This window comes from uncultured Hymenobacter sp. (assembly GCF_964243305.1).
Lineage (GTDB): Bacteria > Bacteroidota > Bacteroidia > Cytophagales > Hymenobacteraceae > Hymenobacter.
On record NZ_CAXTEF010000057.1, the window covers coordinates 1 to 16,952 of the forward strand.

A 16,952-nucleotide genomic window follows, 5' to 3' on the forward strand; every position below is an offset into this window, starting at 1 on the left:
AGCTTCTTGCGTAAGTTCTTGATGTGCACGTCGATAAAGTTGGAGTCGGCCTCGGCTTCGAGCACGCTGCCCCAGAGGTGCTCGCTGAGCTGCAGGCGGGTGAGGACCCGGCCACGGTGCAGCAGCAGGTAGTGGAGCAGGTCGAATTCTTTCTTGGTGAGCGGTACTTCCAGGCCCTGCTCGTAGCGCACGGTGCGGGCCGTGGCGTCGAGCGCGAAGCCGGGCCCGAAGCTGATGGCAGGGCGCTTGAGGCCGAAGCGGCGGCGCGTGATGGCCTGCATCCGGCTGGTCAGCTCCAAAAGCGAAAAGGGCTTGGGCAGGTAGTCGTCGGCGCCTAAGTCCAGGCCGCGGATGCGGTCGTCGAGGGCGCCGCGGGCGGTAAGGATGATGAAGGCGGCCTCCTGGTGGGGGTAGGCGCGGGCTTCGCGCAGCAAATCGAGGCCGTCGCCCCCGGGCAAACCCAGGTCGAGCAGCACGAAGTCGTAGGAGCTGGCCGCGAGCCTCGCGGCGGCATCGGCGTAGGTAAAGGCCGAATCAACCACGTACTGCGCCTGCGTCAGAAACTGGCGCACTTCCTGGTGCAGGCTTTTTTCGTCTTCGACAAGCAGCAGGTGCATGGCTGGGAGAATTATGAGTTACGAGCTATAAGTTATGAATTATGAGTTGGGGCGCGTGGTGCAACCTACGCTACGGGCAGCCAGCAGCGCGCGGAGCGGCTGCGCGCCGGGCGTGCAGCCTGATGGCGCCAAAAGCGTCCGGACGAGTACCTTGGGCGGACTTTCCAGGCTTGATGCTAACTTCTAACTTTTAATTTATATTTCATAACTCTTTTCCCTACCCCCCTCGCGCCGATGAACCGCATTGTCTTTTTGCTGCTTGCCTTCTGCTTGCCCCTGGCCGCCGTGCGCGCCCAGGTCTATACGAGCACCGACCCGTTGGCCCACACCTTCAGCATCGTGGCGCGCGACGCGGCCACCGGCGAGCTGGCCGTGGCCGTGCAAAGCCACTGGTTTTCGGTGGGCACGAGCGTGAGCTGGGCCGAGGCCGGCGTGGGCGCGGTAGCCACGCAGTCGTTCACCAACAAGTCGTTCGGCCCGCGCGGACTGGCCTTGCTGAAAAGCGGCAAAACCGCTCAGCAGGCGCTGGATGAGCTGCTGCGCGCCGATGAGGGCCGCGAGGTGCGTCAGGTCGCCATCGTTGATAATCAGGGCCGGGTGGCGACGCACACCGGCGCCAAGTGCATCGACATGGCCGGCCAGGTACAAGGCGCGCAGTTTTCGGTGCAGGCCAATATGATGCTGACCAGCACCGTGCCCGCCGCGATGGCCAAAGCCTACGAAGCCAATGCCCGGCTGCCGCTGGCCGAGCGCGTGCTCGCGGCGCTGGAGGCGGCGCAGGCGGCGGGCGGCGACATCCGCGGGCGGCAGTCGGCGGCCCTGCTGGTGGTGGCGGCCAAGCCCGGCGCGGGCGTCTGGGCGGACCGCCTGATTGATTTGCGCGTCGATGATGCCGACGTGCCCTTGAAAGAGCTGGCCCGCCTGCTGCGCCTGCACCGCGCCTACGAGCACATGAACGCCGGCGACTTGGCCGTGGAAAAGAACGACGTGCCCGGCGCCATCAGAGAGTATGAGGCGGCCGAGAAGATGTTTCCGCAAAACTTGGAGATGAAGTACTGGCACGCCATCAGCCTGGCCGAGAAAAAGCAGATATCGGCCGCCATCAAGCTGCTGGGCCCCATTTTCCGGGCCGACCCTAACTGGCGCACGCTCACCCAGCGCCTGCCCAAAGTGGGGCTGCTCACGGTGAGCCCGGCCGAGTTGCAGCAGATTCTGGCGGCGAAGTAGGGGGTAGGAAACCAACAATCAGAAACGAGCAGGCAATCAGAAACGAACAACCCGAACGTCATGCTGAGCTTGTCGAAGCATCTCTACCGCAACACTATTCCAATCGTTGTTTACTATGAATTACTTACGCGGTAGAGATGCTTCGACAAGCCCAGCATGACCGCCTTTTTAGAGTGTGATTTTATGATGCGCTTCCCTCATTCCTTCCGCTGGCTGCTGCCCGCCCTGGCCGTGCTCCTGCTGCTGGGCGGCAGCTGCGGCCCAGCTTTACAGCGGCACTTCGCCCAGGGCCCTAACACCCACGTCTATATCGTGCGCCACGCCGAGAAGGACCCCGCGCCCGGCCTTGCCGACCCCTCGCTAACGCCGGCCGGGCGGGCGCGGGCTTTGGCGTTGCAAAAAGAGCTGGAGCAGTATTGGCTCAGCAGTATTTTCAGCACCAATACCATCCGCACTCAGGCCACCGCCCAGCCACTGGCTGAAAAGCTGAAGCTGCCCGTCCAGCCCTACGACGCCCGCCAACTCGCCGCCCTGGCTTCCCGCATTCGCAGCGAATATTCAGGCCGCGCCGTGCTCATCGTGGGGCACTCCAACACCATCCTCGAAACCGTGGAAGCTTTCGACGCCGCTCGCCCCGTGCCCGCCATCGGCGATGAGGACTACGACTATCTGCTCGAAGTGACGTTGCCGCGCGACTCGACGCGGGCGGCCACGGCCGTGGCCCGGCGCTACGGCTTGCCGCGCCGGTAGGGGGTAGGGAGGCGGGCAGCCCGTTTCGCGTGTACTTTCGCGGGCTGCCGCTGGAGCAGTTATAATCTTTTATTTTGATTGCAGATGACTATTTCTTCCCTGTTGCGCCCCGCCGCCGCGCTGCTGCTGGCCCTGCCACTGCTCATGGCTAGTCCGGCCCAGGCCCAGCGCCGCAAGAAAATCCCTGCCCCCGCCGCCGCGGCCAATGCCCTTGCCGCCGAGCTGCCCGACTCGGTAGCCCTGCGCAAACTCTACGACGAGGCGCTGCTGCGCGGGCAGAGCTACGACAACCTCAACTACCTCTGCAACAGCATCGGGCCGCGGCTTTCGGGCTCGCCCCAGGCCCAGCGCGCCGTCGAGTGGGGCCGGCTGACGCTGGAGAAAATGGGCCTCGACCGCGTGTATTTGCAGGAAGTGATGGTGCCGCACTGGGTGCGCGGACAAAAGGAGCGGGGCGAAATCATCTCCGAGCGCGGCAAGCGCCTGGAAGCGGCCGTGTGCGCCCTGGGCGGCTCGGTCGGCACCAAAGGCAAGCTGCGCGCCGGCGTGGTCGAAGTCCGGAGTCTCGATGAGCTGCGCCAGCTGCCCGACGCGGCCGTGCGCGGCAAGTTCGTGTTCTTCAACCGCCCCTTTAATGACGCGCTTATCGAGCCCGGCCAGGCCTATGGGGCGGCCGGCGACCAGCGCCGCGCCGGCCCGGCCGAAGCCGGCCGGCGCGGCGCCGTGGGTGCCTTGGTGCGCTCGCTCACCAGCGCCCGCGACAATTTCCCCCACACCGGCAGCACGGTCTATCAGGCCGGCGCCCCGCCGGTGCCCGCCGCCGCCCTCAGCACCGAGGCCGCCGACGAGCTGAGCCAGCTGCTCAAGGCCGACGCCAAGCTGAGCTTTGAGCTGGAAATGAGCTGCCAGACCCTGCCCGACGAGAAAAGCTACAACGTGGTGGGCGAGATTCGGGGCGCGAAATTCCCGGCCGAAATCATCACCGTCGGCGGCCACCTCGACTCCTGGGACCTGGCCCAGGGCGCCCACGACGACGGCACGGGCGTGGTGCAGAGCCTGGAAGTCTTGCGCCTGCTCAAGGCCAGCGGCCTGCGGCCCGCGCGCACGGTGCGGGCCGTGCTGTTTATGAATGAGGAAAACGGCGCCCGCGGCGCCGCCAAATACGCCAAGTTGGCCCAGCAGGCCCAGGAAACCCACGTGGCGGCCCTCGAATCCGACGGCGGCGGCTTCACGCCCCGCGGCTTCACCATCGAAGGCGCCAGCCCCGAAGTGCAGGCCAAAGTGCGGGCCTGGGCTCCGCTGCTGCGCCCCTACCACGTGGATGGCCTGAGCGTGGGCCACGCCGGCACCGACATCGAGCCCCTGCTCAAGGCCGTGACGCCCAAGGCGTTGTTCGGCTTCGATGGCGACTCGCAGCGCTACTTCGACCTGCATCACACCGCCGCCGACACCTTCGACAAGGTTCACCGCCGCGAGCTGGAGCTGGGCGGCGGCGGCATGGCCGCGCTGGTGTATCTGCTGAGCAAATACGGGCTCTAGGTCAGAGACGGGGTATCCGGGGTAAAAGGCCGTCATGCTGAGCACAACGAAGTGAAGCGAAGCATCTCGCGTGGGGAAGTAATCAGCTTAACCTCACGATCAGACTATCGCCGCACGCCAGCTGTTCCTCTCCGTTGCGCGCTGCCTGACCCGCTTTTTCAAGCCAGCAGGCGCCCGAAGGTCGGCCAAGTCGAAAATCCGCGTATAACTTCCTTAAAATCTGGTGACTTTCCTGCGTCGACTGGTTTTTGCTTTCCTGCTGTTGGCGCTGCCCGCGGCGGCGGGCCCGGCGGCGCCCGGCAGCGCCCGCCCCAGCCCTCAAATTCTGGCCCGTTACTGGGTCACGCTGCGCGATAAAAACGGCGTCCGTTTCGACCCGGCGCGGTATTTTGCCCCCGAAGCCCAGGCCCGCCGCCGCCGCCAGCACCTGCCCGCCGCCGACTACACCGACCGGCCCGTGCGCGCCGACTACCTGGCCCGGCTGCGCCCGCTCTGCGACACGATTCGGCTGGTCAGCCGCTGGTTTAATGCCGTGTCGGTGCACGCCACGCCGGCGCAGGCCGCCCGGCTGCGGGTGCTGCCCTTCGTGCGGGCGGTGGAGCAGTGGCCGCGGGCGGCGGGGGTAGGGATTGCCGTCGCCCGGCGGGTGGCGGAGCCGGCCAGCGCATTTTCCCTACCCCCCCCGTTTGGCCCAAGCCGGCCCGAGCCGCTGGAGATTTCGCCCGATGACGAGCGGCTGGCCCGCCAGCAAACCGCCTCGCTTGGTGCCCGCGCCCTGGCCCGCGCCGGCCTCGATGGTCGTGGCCTGCGCATCGCCGTCTTCGACGTAGGCTTCTCGGCCACTGACCGCCACCCGGCGTTTGCCGACTTGCGCAGCGAGCAGCGCATCGTGGCGACGTATGACTTTCTGAAAAACCGGGCCGACGTGTTCCGGGGCGGCAGCCACGGCACGGCCGTGCTGGGCTGCCTGGCCGGGCGCCTGCCCGGCGGCGCGGCGGCGGCCTGCCTGGGCCTGGCGCCCGCCGCCAGCTACCTGCTGGCCCGCACCGAGCAGCTCGGCCGGGAGCGCTACGCCGAGGAGGAAGCCTGGCTGGCCGCCGCCGAGTGGGCCGATAAAAACGGCGCCGACCTCATCAGCTCCTCGCTGGCGTACACTGCCCAGCGCTACTTTCCGGAGCAGATGAACGGCCGCGCCTCGCTCGTGGCCCGCGCCGCCGCGCTGGCCGTGCGCAAAGGCATGTTGGTGATAAGCGCCGCCGGCAACGACGGCGACGGCGATTGGGTGCGCATCGGCACGCCCGCCGATGCCGATTCGGTGCTGGCCGTGGGCGGCCTCGACCCGGCCACCGGCCTGCACGCCGCCTTCAGCTCGGTGGGGCCCTCGGCCGACCGCCGCGTCAAGCCCGACCTGGTGGCGTTCGGCACGGTGCTCACCGCCGGGGCTGCCGGCCGGGGCTACGAGCGGCTGGAGGGCACCTCGTTCTCAGCGCCGCTGCTGGCCGGGCTGGCGGCCTGCGTCTGGCAGCAGCAGCGCGGCCTGACGGCTGGCCAGCTGCTGGCGCGGCTGCGGCAGGCCGGCGACTTATATCCGTATTATGACTACGCCCACGGCTACGGCCGGCCGCTGGCCCGGCGCCTGCTGCTGGCCTCGTCCCGGCCCGCGGCCACCGCGGCGGCCCGGCCGGCGCTGGTTCCGACGGCCGGGGTGGCGCCCACCTTCGACTTCGTGGTGCGCGACAGCCTGGTGGCCGTGGTGCTGCGGCCTGCCGCCACAGTCCGGCCCGCACTGCCGCTGCTGGCCGGTGAGGTTGATAATGAGAGCGAAGACCCCGCGCTGCGCCCCGCCCCGCCCGCAGAAGCCGCGCCACTGGTCCCGCCGCCCGCGCCGGGCCGGGCCAGGCCCGTGGGCCGCGAGCAGCCGTTGCCCGCCGCCGCCGACGGGCAGCCCGCCTACCCTAGCTATCCGCCCTACCTGTACTGGCACCTGGCTGACCGCCGCGGCGTGCTGCGCCGCTACGAGGTGCGCGCCGTGAGCCAGCGCCTGGTGGTGCAGCTGCCGCGCCGGCTGCTGCGGGATGGCGACGTGTGGCGGGTGCATTTTGGGGGCTATACCGGCACTTATTCGGAATGAGAAACTTCTTGCAGCCGCTGCTGGCCGTACTGGCCTGCGCCGGCCATTTTCCGCTCCTTGTGGCGACCACCGGGGGTAGGAACCGGCTGGCGACAACCGGGGGGGGTAGGGAACCGGGCCGCGCTTCCTGGCGCAGATGCTGGGGCGGGGCGCCGCTGATGGTGCTATCATTACTGGGCTCGCTGCCGGGCCGGGCGCAGCAGGTGCTGGTGCAGGCCGACGTGGCCGCCGACACGCTGCGGGCCGACTTCGGCCCCAACCGCCGCTACTTCGGCCACCTCTTCGTCGGCGGGGGGCTGGTGCTGGGGCCGGCGGGCGGGGCCGGCGCCCGGCTGCGTTACGGCCCGCCTTCCCGCGAGCTGGAGCTGGGCGCCCGCCTCAAGCGCCGCTACTCACCCACGCTGGCCCTGACCCTGGCGGTCCGCTACGCCCGGCTGAGCTACGGCCTGGCCCAGACCGGCCCGAAAATCGTGCCCGGCCCCACCCGCCACCGCCGCGAAAGCCTGACCCTGCACCAGGCGCAGCTCGAAGGCGGCCTGCGCCTCAACGCCGGCCACCGCGGCAACATCGTGGGCCACTACCTCGATTTGCTGGCCTGGGGCGGCTGGGTGGCTGGCACCGCCCACCGCACCGAGGACGACCCCGCGCCCGGCGCCGGCGCGTCCACCTCGGCCACCACGGGGCGGGGCCTGCGCTACCTGGCGCGCTGGCCGGCGGGCCTGGGCCTGCGCCTGGGCAGCGGTCGCCTCGCCCTGACGGGCCGCTACCGCCTGACCGCCGTCTTCCGGGGCCGGGAGGCTAGCGCCTGGCCGGAGCTGCCCCGCGGGGTACTGGGCCTGGAAATAGGTTTATTCTAATTGTTACCTGCCAACTGCGCGGTTTCGTGCTGGCCTCCAACTGCGGAGCGGCCAGCCCCCGCTGATGCAACCTAAAGCCGCGCCTGCTGGTCAGGCGAGGAGATTCGGCCGCGCTGCCTTGCTGAAGCCCGGCGCCGGTTTTCTTTCCTTCTCCCATACTCCTGGTGCTTTTTTTGCTTGTGACCGGTCTTCCCTCTATTTGCTTATGAAAAAGATACTACTCCCTTTGACGGCCGCCGCGCTGTTGCTCAACCTGAATGCCTGCGTAAACACGGAACGCGAAATCAGCACCACCAGCAAGGACCCGCGGGCGGTGTTCACGCCCACGCCGGAGCGCGAGCGCGCCCGCCTCAGCAGCCGCACGGTGCTCAACACGGTGCGCGCCAGCCACTCGTTTTCTGACCCCGCCACCAAGGATAATTTCGTGCTTCAGCTGCGCGGGCCCCGCGTGCTCACGGCCCGCGCCCACCTCATCGTGACCAGCGCCAAGGGCGACACGCTGCGCCACGAGGTGCTGCCCGCCCGTGCCCTGCTCGATGAGCGCAGCCTCGCCGACCCGCGCGTGGCCACGGTGCGGGAGCAGGAAATCGCCATCCTGCGCGGCATGAACACCTTCTTCCGCCCCGACCAGTTTAGCCAGCCGGCCGTGCCGCCCGCTGCCGAGCAACCCGCCGAACTCGACATCCAGACCTGGCAGGCCCTGCGCGCCGACCGCAGCGCCATCGGCTTCGACTACCCCGCCGACAACAGCCGCAATGAGCGCCGCCTGACGTATATCCGCAAGCTCGGCCGCGCCGTAATTATCAGCCAGTAAGCAGTGATTAATAGTTAGTGGTTAATGATTGGTAAGCCCTGGCAGGAAAGCCCATCTAGCATCCCTACCCCCCTGGTTTAAACCAAAGCCCCAGCGGGGCGACTTAGCTTGTCCGCGCAACCTGGCGCAGGCGGTTGGGTCGCCCTGCTGGGGCTCTGCGGTTTCCTACCCCTCGTTTTTTACCGATGGCCACCCTTCCAGGGCTTACCAATCATTAACCACATTATATTCTGGCCCAGCCTATTTCGCCATCCGGGCCGCGCAGCAGGGCAAAGCCCTGGCTCTCGCCCAGCACGGCCACGGCGGTGCGGGCAGGCAGCGCCGCCGTGGCCGTGCTGGCGGCGCCCGGCCGGGCCAGCAGCTCGGTGGCGGCGGGCAGCGCGAGCCGGCGCAGGGCGGCGGCCGGCTCCACGGCGGCCAGGGCCACGTAGCCGCGTTGCCCGCTAGGGTTCTCGACGCGCAGAAAAGCGCCGTTGCGGCCCAGCACCAGCAGCGGCGTGCGCGGTGGGAGCAGCGCCGCCGCCGCTGATTTGGCAAGCGACGTTCTTAGCGCCACCTGGCTCCGGGCGCCCCTGGTGTTCACGCTTCGGCCCGGTGGGGGGGGTAGGGCAGTGGCCAGGGCTTGCAGGGGCGCGGCGCGGCGCAGGCGCACCCACTCGGCGCGGCGGTCGGGGCCAGCGGGCAGGGGCAGGGCGGGCTCGGTGCGCGCCAGGAAGGGCAGCGGGTCTTGGGCGCCGCCGCGGCCGTACACGCCGAAGTGCAGGTGCGGAGTGGTAGTGCGGGCGTTGCCGGTGTTGCCCACCAGGCCCAGCGTGTCGCCCAGGCGCACCTGCTGGCCGGCTTGCACCAGTTGCCGGTCGAGGTGGGCGTAGTACAGATGGTGGGGTAAATCAGCCGCCGAAAGCCACACCACGCGGCCCCCGATGCTGGTTTCGGCTACCCGCGTGATGGTGCCGGCCGTGGCCGCGATGACGGGCGTGCCGCGCGGGGCGAAGATGTCGACGCCCTCGTGGCGGCGGGCACCCTGGTCGCGCTCGGCACCCCAGAACGAGCCGATGGCCGCCTCCGTGCGGCCCCGCACCGGAAAGGCGCTCAGGCTGGGCTCGCGGCTCAGGCGCAGGGTGTAGCGGCCGGCGGCCAGCAGCTCGGGCTGCACCCGCAGCAGGTGCTGGCGGTCCGTGTGCTCGGCGCGGTAGCGGAAATCTACGCGCAGCGTGTCGGCCGAGGCCAGGGGGGTAGGGGCCCCGGCGCGGCCGGGCCCGACTTCAAAGGCATCGACAAAGACCCGCGCCGGGGCACCAGGGGCCAGCGTCAACTCCACGTGCACCAGCTCGCCGGCGCGGGCGCTGAAGCGGTAGCCGGCTGCCGTGGGTTGCTCGGGCCGGAAGTAGCCGGTTTCGGTGAAGGGCAAACTCACCACCAGCGAGTCGCGCAGGGCGCGGTCGGCGGCGGCCAGCCAGCTCTGGCCCAGGGCTGAGCGGTCGAGGCCGGCGCGGCGCAGGCTGCGGGCGTAGGCCGCGTGGGGGGTGTCTTTTTGGAAAAGGCCTTGCAGGGTTTGCTGGGGACTGCACGCGCTCAGCAGCAGGGGTAGGGCCGCGAGCAGAGCCAGCCACCGGCGCCCGAAAATCGAAAATTGCATGGGCCGAAAACACCGCCTCGCCGGGGGTAGTTCGGGCGCAGGCAGCGCTACTGCGGCTCCCCGTACTTTTGCCCTACCCCGCCGCCTTCGGCTGAACTCGTGCCATGCGTCTAATTCGTGCCCTCCGTGATTTTAGTTGAATGCCCCCGCGACGCCATGCAGGGCCTGCCGGAATTTATTCCGACGGCCACCAAAACCGCCTACCTCCAGCAGCTGCTGGCCGTGGGCTTTCACACGCTCGACTTCGGCTCGTTCGTGTCGCCCCAGGCCATTCCGCAGCTGCGCGACACGGCCGAGGTGCTCGCCGGCCTTGACCTGAGCCAGACGAAAACCCAGCTGCTGGCCATCGTGGCCAACCGCCGCGGCGCCGAAACCGCCCTGCTGCACCCCGAAATCAGCTGCCTGGGCTTCCCGCTCTCGGTCGCCGAAACCTTCCAGCGCCGCAACACCAACCAAACCATCGCCGAGGCCCGCGCCGACGTGGCCGCTATGCACGAGCGGTGCGAGCAGCACGGCAAAACCCTGGTCGTGTACCTGTCAATGGGTTTCGGCAATCCCTACGGTGACCCCTGGAGCCCGGAAATCGTGGCCGGGTTCACCCGGCAGCTGGCCGCGCTCGGCGTGCGCATCGTGGCCTTGTCCGATACCATCGGCGCTTCGGTGCCGGCCACTATTACGCCCTTGTTCGCGGAGCTGATTTCGGCCTTTCCCCAAATCGAGTTTGGCGCCCACCTGCACACCACGCCCACCCGCTGGCGCGAGAAAGTGGCCGCCGCCTACCACGCCGGCTGCCGCCGCTTCGACGGTGCCATCGGCGGCATCGGCGGCTGCCCGATGGCGGCCGATGAGTTGACCGGCAACATGGCCACGGAAAACCTGCTGGCCTATTTCGCGGAGCAGGGCGAGGACCCAGGTTTGAATCAGGCGGCTTTTACCGCTGCGCGCCGCGCAGCCGGGTCAGTGTTTGGCCTGGCGGCTTTGCCGGCCGGGTAGGGGGTAGGGGCCAAAAATCCAACCGTTTCGGAACCCTACTGAAGGCGCGGAGTTAATGGCTGTGGCCCGGCTGGCCCAGGGCCGGCCAGCGCGCTTCTTTCTATTCGGGTGCTGACGATGACAACGCCGGCCCCAACTGACATTACCGGGCCAGCCGATTAAGAACAGCGCGCTAATGACTTTTCGCAAACACTTGCCCTTCTCCGCCGCCGCGGCGGCGCTGCTGGGCCTGGGCTTTTTGCTTACCGCCCAAAATTTCCTACCCCCTCCCCCCAGTCTGGCGCAGACGCTGCAAGCCAACCGCGGGCAAAAGCGCCTCCTGCTGGTGGCCGCGCCCACGGCCGGGCAAGCTGCTTTTCAGGCCCAAAAGGCGCAGCTGGCCGCCAGCCAGGCTGGGTTAAATGAGCGGGACTTCCTGGTGCTGGACGTACTCTACGACCAGCTTTCGGCGGCCGACCGGCAGTTTCTGACGCGCCGGCTCGGCCTGCGCCCGCCGGCGTTTGCGGCCGTGCTCATCGGCAAAGACGGCGAAGTGAAGCTGCGCAGCGCCCGGCCGCTGGCGCCGGCCGCCCTGTTTGCCACCGTGGACCAGATGCCCATGCGGCGCCAGGAAATGCGCCGGGCGGCCCCGAGGCAGTAGCCGCTATCTTCGCCGTCCGGCCCGGATAAGGCCGGCGCCCTGCTGTATGCCCACCGACGTTGCCCTATTCGTGCCCTGCTTCGTGGACCAGCTTTACCCGCACACAGCCCTGAGCATGGTGAAGGTGCTGGAAAAAGTGGGCTGCCGGGTGCACTACAACCCGGCCCAGACCTGCTGCGGCCAGCCGGCCTACAACGCCGGCTACGCCGCCGAGAGCCGGCAGGTGGCCGCCAAGTTCCTGGCTGATTTTGCCGGACCCGCAACGCAGTACGTGGTCAGCCCCTCGGCCTCGTGCGTGGGCATGGTGCGCAACGCCTACCCCCCTTTGTTTGCCCAAACCCGCCAGCAGGCCGCCTGCGGGCAGGTCGGGCGGCGCACGTTCGAGCTGACCGAGTTTCTGGTTGACGTGCTGGGCATCACGCACGTTCCGGGCGCCCGGCTCGAAGGCAAATACACGTATCACGACTCCTGCTCGGCCTTGCGCGAGTGCGGCATCCGGGCGGCGCCGCGCCAGCTGCTCGATGGCGTGGCCGGGCTGGAGCGCATCGAGATGGCCGAAACCATCACCTGCTGCGGCTTCGGCGGCACGTTTGCCGTCAAGTTCGAGGCCATCTCCGTGGCTATGGCCCAGCAGAAAGTCGAGCACGCCCTGGCTACCGGCGCCGACTACCTCATCAGCACCGATGTGAGCTGCCTCATGCACCTGGAGGCCTACATCAAGCGGGAAAAATTGCCGCTCAAAACCCGGCACGTGGCTGACGTGCTCGCCAGCGGCCTGTAGGATTCAGTTAAAGAAGCTGTTTAGGAAGTCGAAAGACGTCCTGTTGAAAGACCGTCCTGTCGAAAGACCGTCATGCAGAGCGCAGCGAAGCATCTGGCGTGGGGAAGTAATCCACGGAACCGGACGATTAAGTTACTTCCCCACGCCAGATGCTTCGCTGCGCTCTGCATGACGGTCTGGGGTGTTTCGGCCGACTTGCTAAACAACTCTTTACTTTTAACTTAAAATATTCTGACCCAAGAGCTGCTTTAATCAGCCAGCACCAGCCGCACCACCTCCGGGCCGCAGCGCAGCAGGTAGAGGCCGGCGGCCAGGCCCGCCACCGGCACACCGGCCGTGCCATCGGGGCTCACCGGCGCGCCGCCCACGAGCTGCCCGCGCCCGTTCAGCAGCTGCACCTGCGCCCCGCGCGCGCCCCGCACAATGACGACCGCGCCCGTGGCGGCCGGGTTGGGCGCCACTTGCAGGTAGTGCGGCGCCAGGCTCCCGGCCGCCACGCCCGTGAGCACGCGCACCGGCGAATAGGTGGCCCGCCCATCAGTATCGACCTGCCGCAGCCGGTAGTACACGCTGGGGCTGGCGTAGCGGGCCAGGCTCAGGTCGGCATACTCGTAGGCTTGGGGGCCGGCGCTGCTGCCGTGGCCCGGCACCTGGTCGAGCAGGGTGAAGTGGCGCCCGTCGGAACTGCTCTCGACGGCGAAAAAGGCATTTTGCTGCTCCGAAGCCGTGCGCCAGCGCAGCAGCGCGGCCGGCCCCCAGCGCTCGACGCTAAACTCGCTCAGCACCACCGGCAGCGGCTGAAAGGCCACCGGCTGGCTTTCCAGCGCCCCGATGTTGCCGCGGGCCGGCGCCTGGGGGGTAGGGACGCCCTGCAGGTCGCGCGGGCCGGGGCTGAGGCGAAACTCGGTGAGCAGGTTGAGGCCGGCGCCGCGCAGCGGCGAGGCCGGCAGCGGGCCGTAGGCCGGCGTGGAACTCGGCTCAGCATCGAGCCGCGAGGTTTGCTGCGGCGAGGTGGCCGGGCGCAGTTGCGGGTCGGCTGCCAGGCCCGTGGTGCGGCCATCGGCCAGCCGCTCCTGGCCCGTGGCGGCGCGCCAGGCGGTCAGGTTGGCGTAGCGGGTGCCGGCCCAGTCCAGCGCCAGCGGCGCGCCGCTGCTCCAGTAGCAGTTGCCTTCCAGGCGCAGGCCGGCGGCGGTGTAGGTGTCGAGCACGGGCAGGCCGCCGCTGGTGAGCAGCACGTTGTTGCGCAGGCTCAGGTTGCTGAAGCCGCCGCTGCTCACGTTTACGGCCTTGGGCCGGGAGCCATCAGCCGGTGGGCTCAGCAGCACCGTGTTGTTGTGGATGGCCGCCCGCTGAATGCCGCCACTCGCGCCCGTCGACCACACGTGAATGGCGCCGTAGTTGTGGCGGCGGGCGTCGTTTTCGCTTACGTTGTAGCGCACGGTCAAATCGTGCATCGGCGGCGCGTCGGGGTACTGGGCCAGCAGGTAGCCCGCCCCCTGGTTGTCGTGCGAGTAGTTGTATTGCAGCACCGAGTTGGTGCAGCCGCCATCGAGGTCGAAGCCGCCGCCGTCGGCGCTGGTGCCGGAGCGGTTGTGGTGCGACTCGCAGTTCTGAATCACCAGGTTGTTGCACATGTAGCCCCAGATGCCCACCGGCCCGCCGTAGGGCCAGGCGCTGAGCCAGCCGTTGTTGTACGCCAGGCAGCGCTCCACCAGCGCCCCGTCGATGCCGCCGAGCACGATGCCGTTGCCGGTGTGGATGTTGGTCACGTCGGCCCGGCCGGCATTGTCGTAGACCCGGCAGTTGCCCACGTACCAGTCGTGGTGGGCGGCCAGCTCATCGGCCCACGATGAGATGCCAGCCTCGCCGTTGGCGTGGGCCTGGGAGTTGGTGATGCGCACGTCGGCGTAGCCGCTGGTGCCGTTCGAGCTGCCGATGCAGATGCCCGCCCCCCGGTAGCCGCTTACGTCGAGGCTGTCGAGGCGCAGGTGGCGCAGGGTGGTTTGGGCCGCATCGAGGTAGAAGAACACGCCCTCACTCACATTGCTCAGCCGGCCGGCCCCCACGAAGCGGAGCCGCCGCAGCTCGATGCCGGCCGTGTTGTAGCCGTAGAAGCCGTAGCTGCTGCCGCTGGCAATGGTGGCCGCCCCCGTGCCGTAGGAGCTGATGACGATGGGCGCGGCCGGGGTGCCCCGGCTGCTGCCCGGCAGCCAGAGGCTGCCGCCAAACGTCTGCCCGCCCTCAAACAGCAGCCGGTCGCCGGGGCCGTAGGGCTGGGCGCTGGCCCGCGCCACGCTGCGCCAGGCCGTGGCCGGCGTGGTGCCCGCCCGCGCGTCGTTGCCGGTGCTGCTCACGTAGTAGGTCGCGGCTTGCGCCAGGCGCCCGGAAAAAATAGCCAATAGTAGAATAAGTAAAGTTTTGGTCATCACCTTGTGCGGATAAAATATCGGATGCACAAAGCTAAAGCGGGAAGCTCTTGTTAAAATATCACCATTTGGACAGCTTTTTTTGACTTTATAAAGAATGTTTGAGCTGAAAAATGCAAGTTTATATTTTAGCCAGATTGAATGGCAAAATATCCGCTGTGCTTCTTTAATGCAAAATTAAGTTAGCCCGCAACCTGGCTTGAGTTCAGCTTTGCCAATGGCATTGATAGCCTGATAATAATTAAATATATTACTTATTATATTTATACCTGCTATTTCTGCCTTCGCCGCCCGGCTGCGGGCGGGCTTAAGCGGCCGGGACGGAAGTTCCGGCCAGCGCCGCCCGAATCCGGGCTTTGAGGCTTTCGCTGGCTTCGAGCAGGGGTAGGCGCACGGCGCTGCCGCACACGCCCAGCACCTGCAGGGCGGCCTTGATACCCACGGGGTTGCTTTCCTCATAAAGCAGCGGGTTAAGCGGCAGCAGCTCAAACAAGGCCCGGCGGGCGGCGGCAAAGTTGCCGGCCAGGGCCTGCCGCGTCAGGTCAGAAAAGAAACCGGGCAGGGCATTGGCTATCACCGAAATCACACCCTCGGCGCCGTGCGCAACCAGGGCCGTCGTGAGCAAATCGTCGCCGCTCAGCACCAGGAAGCCAGCCGGGCGCCGGGCCAGGATGCTCAGGCACTGCTCCAGGTGGCCGCTGGCTTCCTTGATGCCGATAATATTGGGGTGCGCGGCCAGGCGCAGGGTGGTGTCGGCCGTGAGGTTGGAAGCTGTGCGGCCGGGCACGTTGTAGAGCAGCAGGGGGGTAGGGGCGGCGTCGGCCAGGCGCTGGTAGTGGGCCACGAGGCCGGCCTGACTAGGCTTGTTATAGGCCGGGCTGGCCGAGAGGATGGCCGTGATGCCCGCTAAATCAGCGCTGCGCAGCAGGGCTTCGGTGGCGGCCGTATCGTTGCCGCCGAGCCCGTAAACCAGCGGCACCCGGCCGGCCACGTGCTCGCGGGCCACGCGCAGCAGCTCCGCCTTTTCCTCTGCGTGCACCGTGGGCGACTCGCCGGTGGTGCCGTTGATGACCAGGTACTCGACGCCGCCCGCGATGCAGTGGTCGAGCAGGCGGCGCCAGGCGGCGTAATCCACTTCAGAATCGGGAGTGAAAGGCGTGACCAAGGCCACGCCGGTGCCGTGCAGTTCGTTCATACCGGATAAGAGTAGGAAAAGCTTTGCCGTTCGGGAGTAGTTTTGCGCAAAGGTAGGCCGGCCGCGTTGGCGCCGGCCCGGCTTTTCCGCTTCTCTTTTCCTCCCGTTTCTGCCCCGGCCGGCGTCCGTCCGTGCCGGGTCCCTACCCCCCCTGATGAACCTCAACCCCCTTTTGCTGGCCCTGCTGGCCGGCCCTCTGCTCGCGCTCAGCGCCTGCGACTCCATCAGTGCTACCACCGGCGAGGCCGGCACCAGCCGCCCCACCGCTGAGATGAGAGCCGGGGCGGGCACCAGCCCGGCCACGGCCCCGACTTCGGGCGCCGCCGCTACCGCCGCCGACGAGGCCCTGGCCACGGCCGCCGCGCCCGACCCCAAAACCCTACCCCTGGCCGCCGCCGCCGCCGTGCTGGCCCGTCCGCAGGTGCCGATTCTGTGCTACCACCAAATCCGGGACTGGACCGCGCGGGATTCCAAGAATGCCAAGGACTACATCGTGCCCGTCGAGCAGTTTCGGGCCCAAATCAGGATGCTGGCCGACTCGGGCTACCACACCATTCTGCCCGACCAGCTCTACGCCTACCTCACCACCGGCGCGCCGCTACCGTCCAAGCCGGTCATGCTCACCTTCGATGACACTGATTTAGATCAGTTTACGGTGGCGCGGCCCGAGCTGAACAAGTACGGCTTCAAGGCCATGTACTTCGTGATGACCGTGAGTTTGGGCCGCCCGCGCTACATGAGCAAGGCGCAGGTCCGGCAGCTCTCCGATGAAGGCAACGTCATCGGCTCCCACACCTGGGACCACCACAACGTGAAGAAATACCAGGGCGCGGATTGGGAAACCCAAATCGACAAGCCCACCAGGACGCTCGAAGAAATCACGGGCAAGAAGATTAACTACTTCGCCTACCCCTTCGGCCTCTGGAACCCGCCGGCTTTCCCGGAGCTGCGCAAGCGCGGCTTCGTGGCCGCCTTCTCGCTGGCCGAAAAGCGCGACCAGCAGGACCCGCTCTTCACCATTCGCCGCATCATCGCCAGCGGCTACTGGAAGCCGCGCACGCTGCACAACAGCATGGTGCAGAGCTTCTGAGCGAACAGTTGACAGGGAGCAGTGAGGCAATCAGCCCCCGCGGGGCGGCCCAGCGGTAGAAAAGAAGGGGGTAGAAAAATGGTAAAGCCCCAACGGGGCGACCCAACCATCCACGCAATTTGCGCGGCTGAATTGGGTCGCCCCGTTGGGGCTTTGACTTGAATGAGGGGGGTAGGAATTCTACCGATGGGCCGCCCCACTAGGGCGTGTTCTCAGCTAAGTGCTTACTTTAGGGTCATGAACGCCGACCGCA

At 67.7% G+C, this 16,952-nt stretch carries 14 protein-coding genes; 10 read left to right on the top strand and 4 right to left on the bottom strand.

All coding sequences use genetic code 11. The annotated features are described in order from the left end of the window. The coding region (locus ACFE70_RS19165; protein WP_375419396.1) for a response regulator transcription factor at positions 1-617 on the bottom strand (617 nt) is incomplete at its 3' end. A 234-nt stretch (positions 618-851) separates the two neighbouring features. Here ACFE70_RS19165 and ACFE70_RS19170 point away from each other — a divergent pair. The 6 genes from ACFE70_RS19170 (at position 852) to ACFE70_RS19195 (ending at position 7,935) form a co-directional block, all read left to right on the top strand. Further along, a complete protein-coding gene (locus tag ACFE70_RS19170) occupies positions 852-1,844 on the top strand; it encodes a DUF1028 domain-containing protein (RefSeq protein ID WP_375419397.1) in 993 nt (330 codons plus the stop codon). A gap of 183 nt (positions 1,845-2,027) precedes the next feature. Further along, the gene (locus ACFE70_RS19175; protein ID WP_375419398.1) at positions 2,028-2,594 is read left to right on the top strand and encodes a histidine phosphatase family protein; all 567 of its coding nucleotides are present in this window, start codon (positions 2,028-2,030) and stop codon (positions 2,592-2,594) included. Positions 2,595-2,678: 84 nt separating this feature from the next. Next, a complete protein-coding gene (locus ACFE70_RS19180) occupies positions 2,679-4,133 on the top strand; it encodes a M20/M25/M40 family metallo-hydrolase (protein ID WP_375419399.1) in 1,455 nt (484 codons plus the stop codon). Between the two features lie 223 nt (positions 4,134-4,356). Further along, positions 4,357-6,264 carry a S8 family serine peptidase gene (locus ACFE70_RS19185; RefSeq protein ID WP_375419400.1) on the top strand — a complete coding sequence of 636 codons (1,908 nt, stop codon included), beginning with the start codon at positions 4,357-4,359 and terminating at the stop codon, positions 6,262-6,264. Further along, positions 6,261-7,121 carry a hypothetical protein gene (locus ACFE70_RS19190; RefSeq protein ID WP_375419401.1) on the top strand — a complete coding sequence of 287 codons (861 nt, stop codon included), beginning with the start codon at positions 6,261-6,263 and terminating at the stop codon, positions 7,119-7,121. Before ACFE70_RS19185 ends, ACFE70_RS19190 begins: the two co-directional genes overlap by 4 nt. A 205-nt stretch (positions 7,122-7,326) precedes the next feature. Continuing rightward, on the top strand, positions 7,327-7,935 hold the full coding sequence (locus tag ACFE70_RS19195; RefSeq protein ID WP_375419402.1) for a hypothetical protein: 609 nt from the start codon (positions 7,327-7,329) through the stop codon (positions 7,933-7,935). A gap of 223 nt (positions 7,936-8,158) precedes the next feature. Here ACFE70_RS19195 and ACFE70_RS19200 read toward each other — a convergent pair whose 3' ends face one another. Further along, complete coding sequence (locus ACFE70_RS19200) at positions 8,159-9,574, bottom strand: M23 family metallopeptidase (RefSeq protein ID WP_375419403.1); 1,416 nt, start codon at positions 9,572-9,574, stop codon at positions 8,159-8,161. Positions 9,575-9,700: 126 nt separating this feature from the next. Between ACFE70_RS19200 and ACFE70_RS19205 the strand changes: the two genes are divergently transcribed. From ACFE70_RS19205 to ACFE70_RS19215, 3 genes are all read left to right on the top strand, one after another. Beyond that, complete coding sequence (locus ACFE70_RS19205) at positions 9,701-10,567, top strand: hydroxymethylglutaryl-CoA lyase (RefSeq protein WP_375419404.1); 867 nt, start codon at positions 9,701-9,703, stop codon at positions 10,565-10,567. A gap of 193 nt (positions 10,568-10,760) precedes the next feature. Beyond that, a complete protein-coding gene (locus ACFE70_RS19210) occupies positions 10,761-11,207 on the top strand; it encodes a DUF4174 domain-containing protein (protein ID WP_375419405.1) in 447 nt (148 codons plus the stop codon). A 46-nt stretch (positions 11,208-11,253) separates the two neighbouring features. Then, the gene (locus ACFE70_RS19215; RefSeq protein WP_375419406.1) at positions 11,254-11,988 is read left to right on the top strand and encodes a (Fe-S)-binding protein; all 735 of its coding nucleotides are present in this window, start codon (positions 11,254-11,256) and stop codon (positions 11,986-11,988) included. A 248-nt stretch (positions 11,989-12,236) separates the two neighbouring features. Here ACFE70_RS19215 and ACFE70_RS19220 read toward each other — a convergent pair whose 3' ends face one another. Together ACFE70_RS19220 and dapA are read right to left on the bottom strand one after the other, a co-directional pair. Next, on the bottom strand, positions 12,237-14,387 hold the full coding sequence (locus tag ACFE70_RS19220; protein ID WP_375419407.1) for a right-handed parallel beta-helix repeat-containing protein: 2,151 nt from the start codon (positions 14,385-14,387) through the stop codon (positions 12,237-12,239). Positions 14,388-14,721: 334 nt separating this feature from the next. Beyond that, positions 14,722-15,609 (bottom strand): 4-hydroxy-tetrahydrodipicolinate synthase, encoded by an 888-nt coding sequence (dapA, locus tag ACFE70_RS19225; protein ID WP_375419408.1) that lies wholly within the window; start codon positions 15,607-15,609, stop codon positions 14,722-14,724. Positions 15,610-15,763: 154 nt separating this feature from the next. Between dapA and ACFE70_RS19230 the strand changes: the two genes are divergently transcribed. Further along, positions 15,764-16,699, top strand: coding sequence for a polysaccharide deacetylase family protein (locus ACFE70_RS19230; protein WP_375419409.1), 936 nt, complete (start codon positions 15,764-15,766; stop codon positions 16,697-16,699). Positions 16,700-16,952 lie beyond the last annotated feature (253 nt).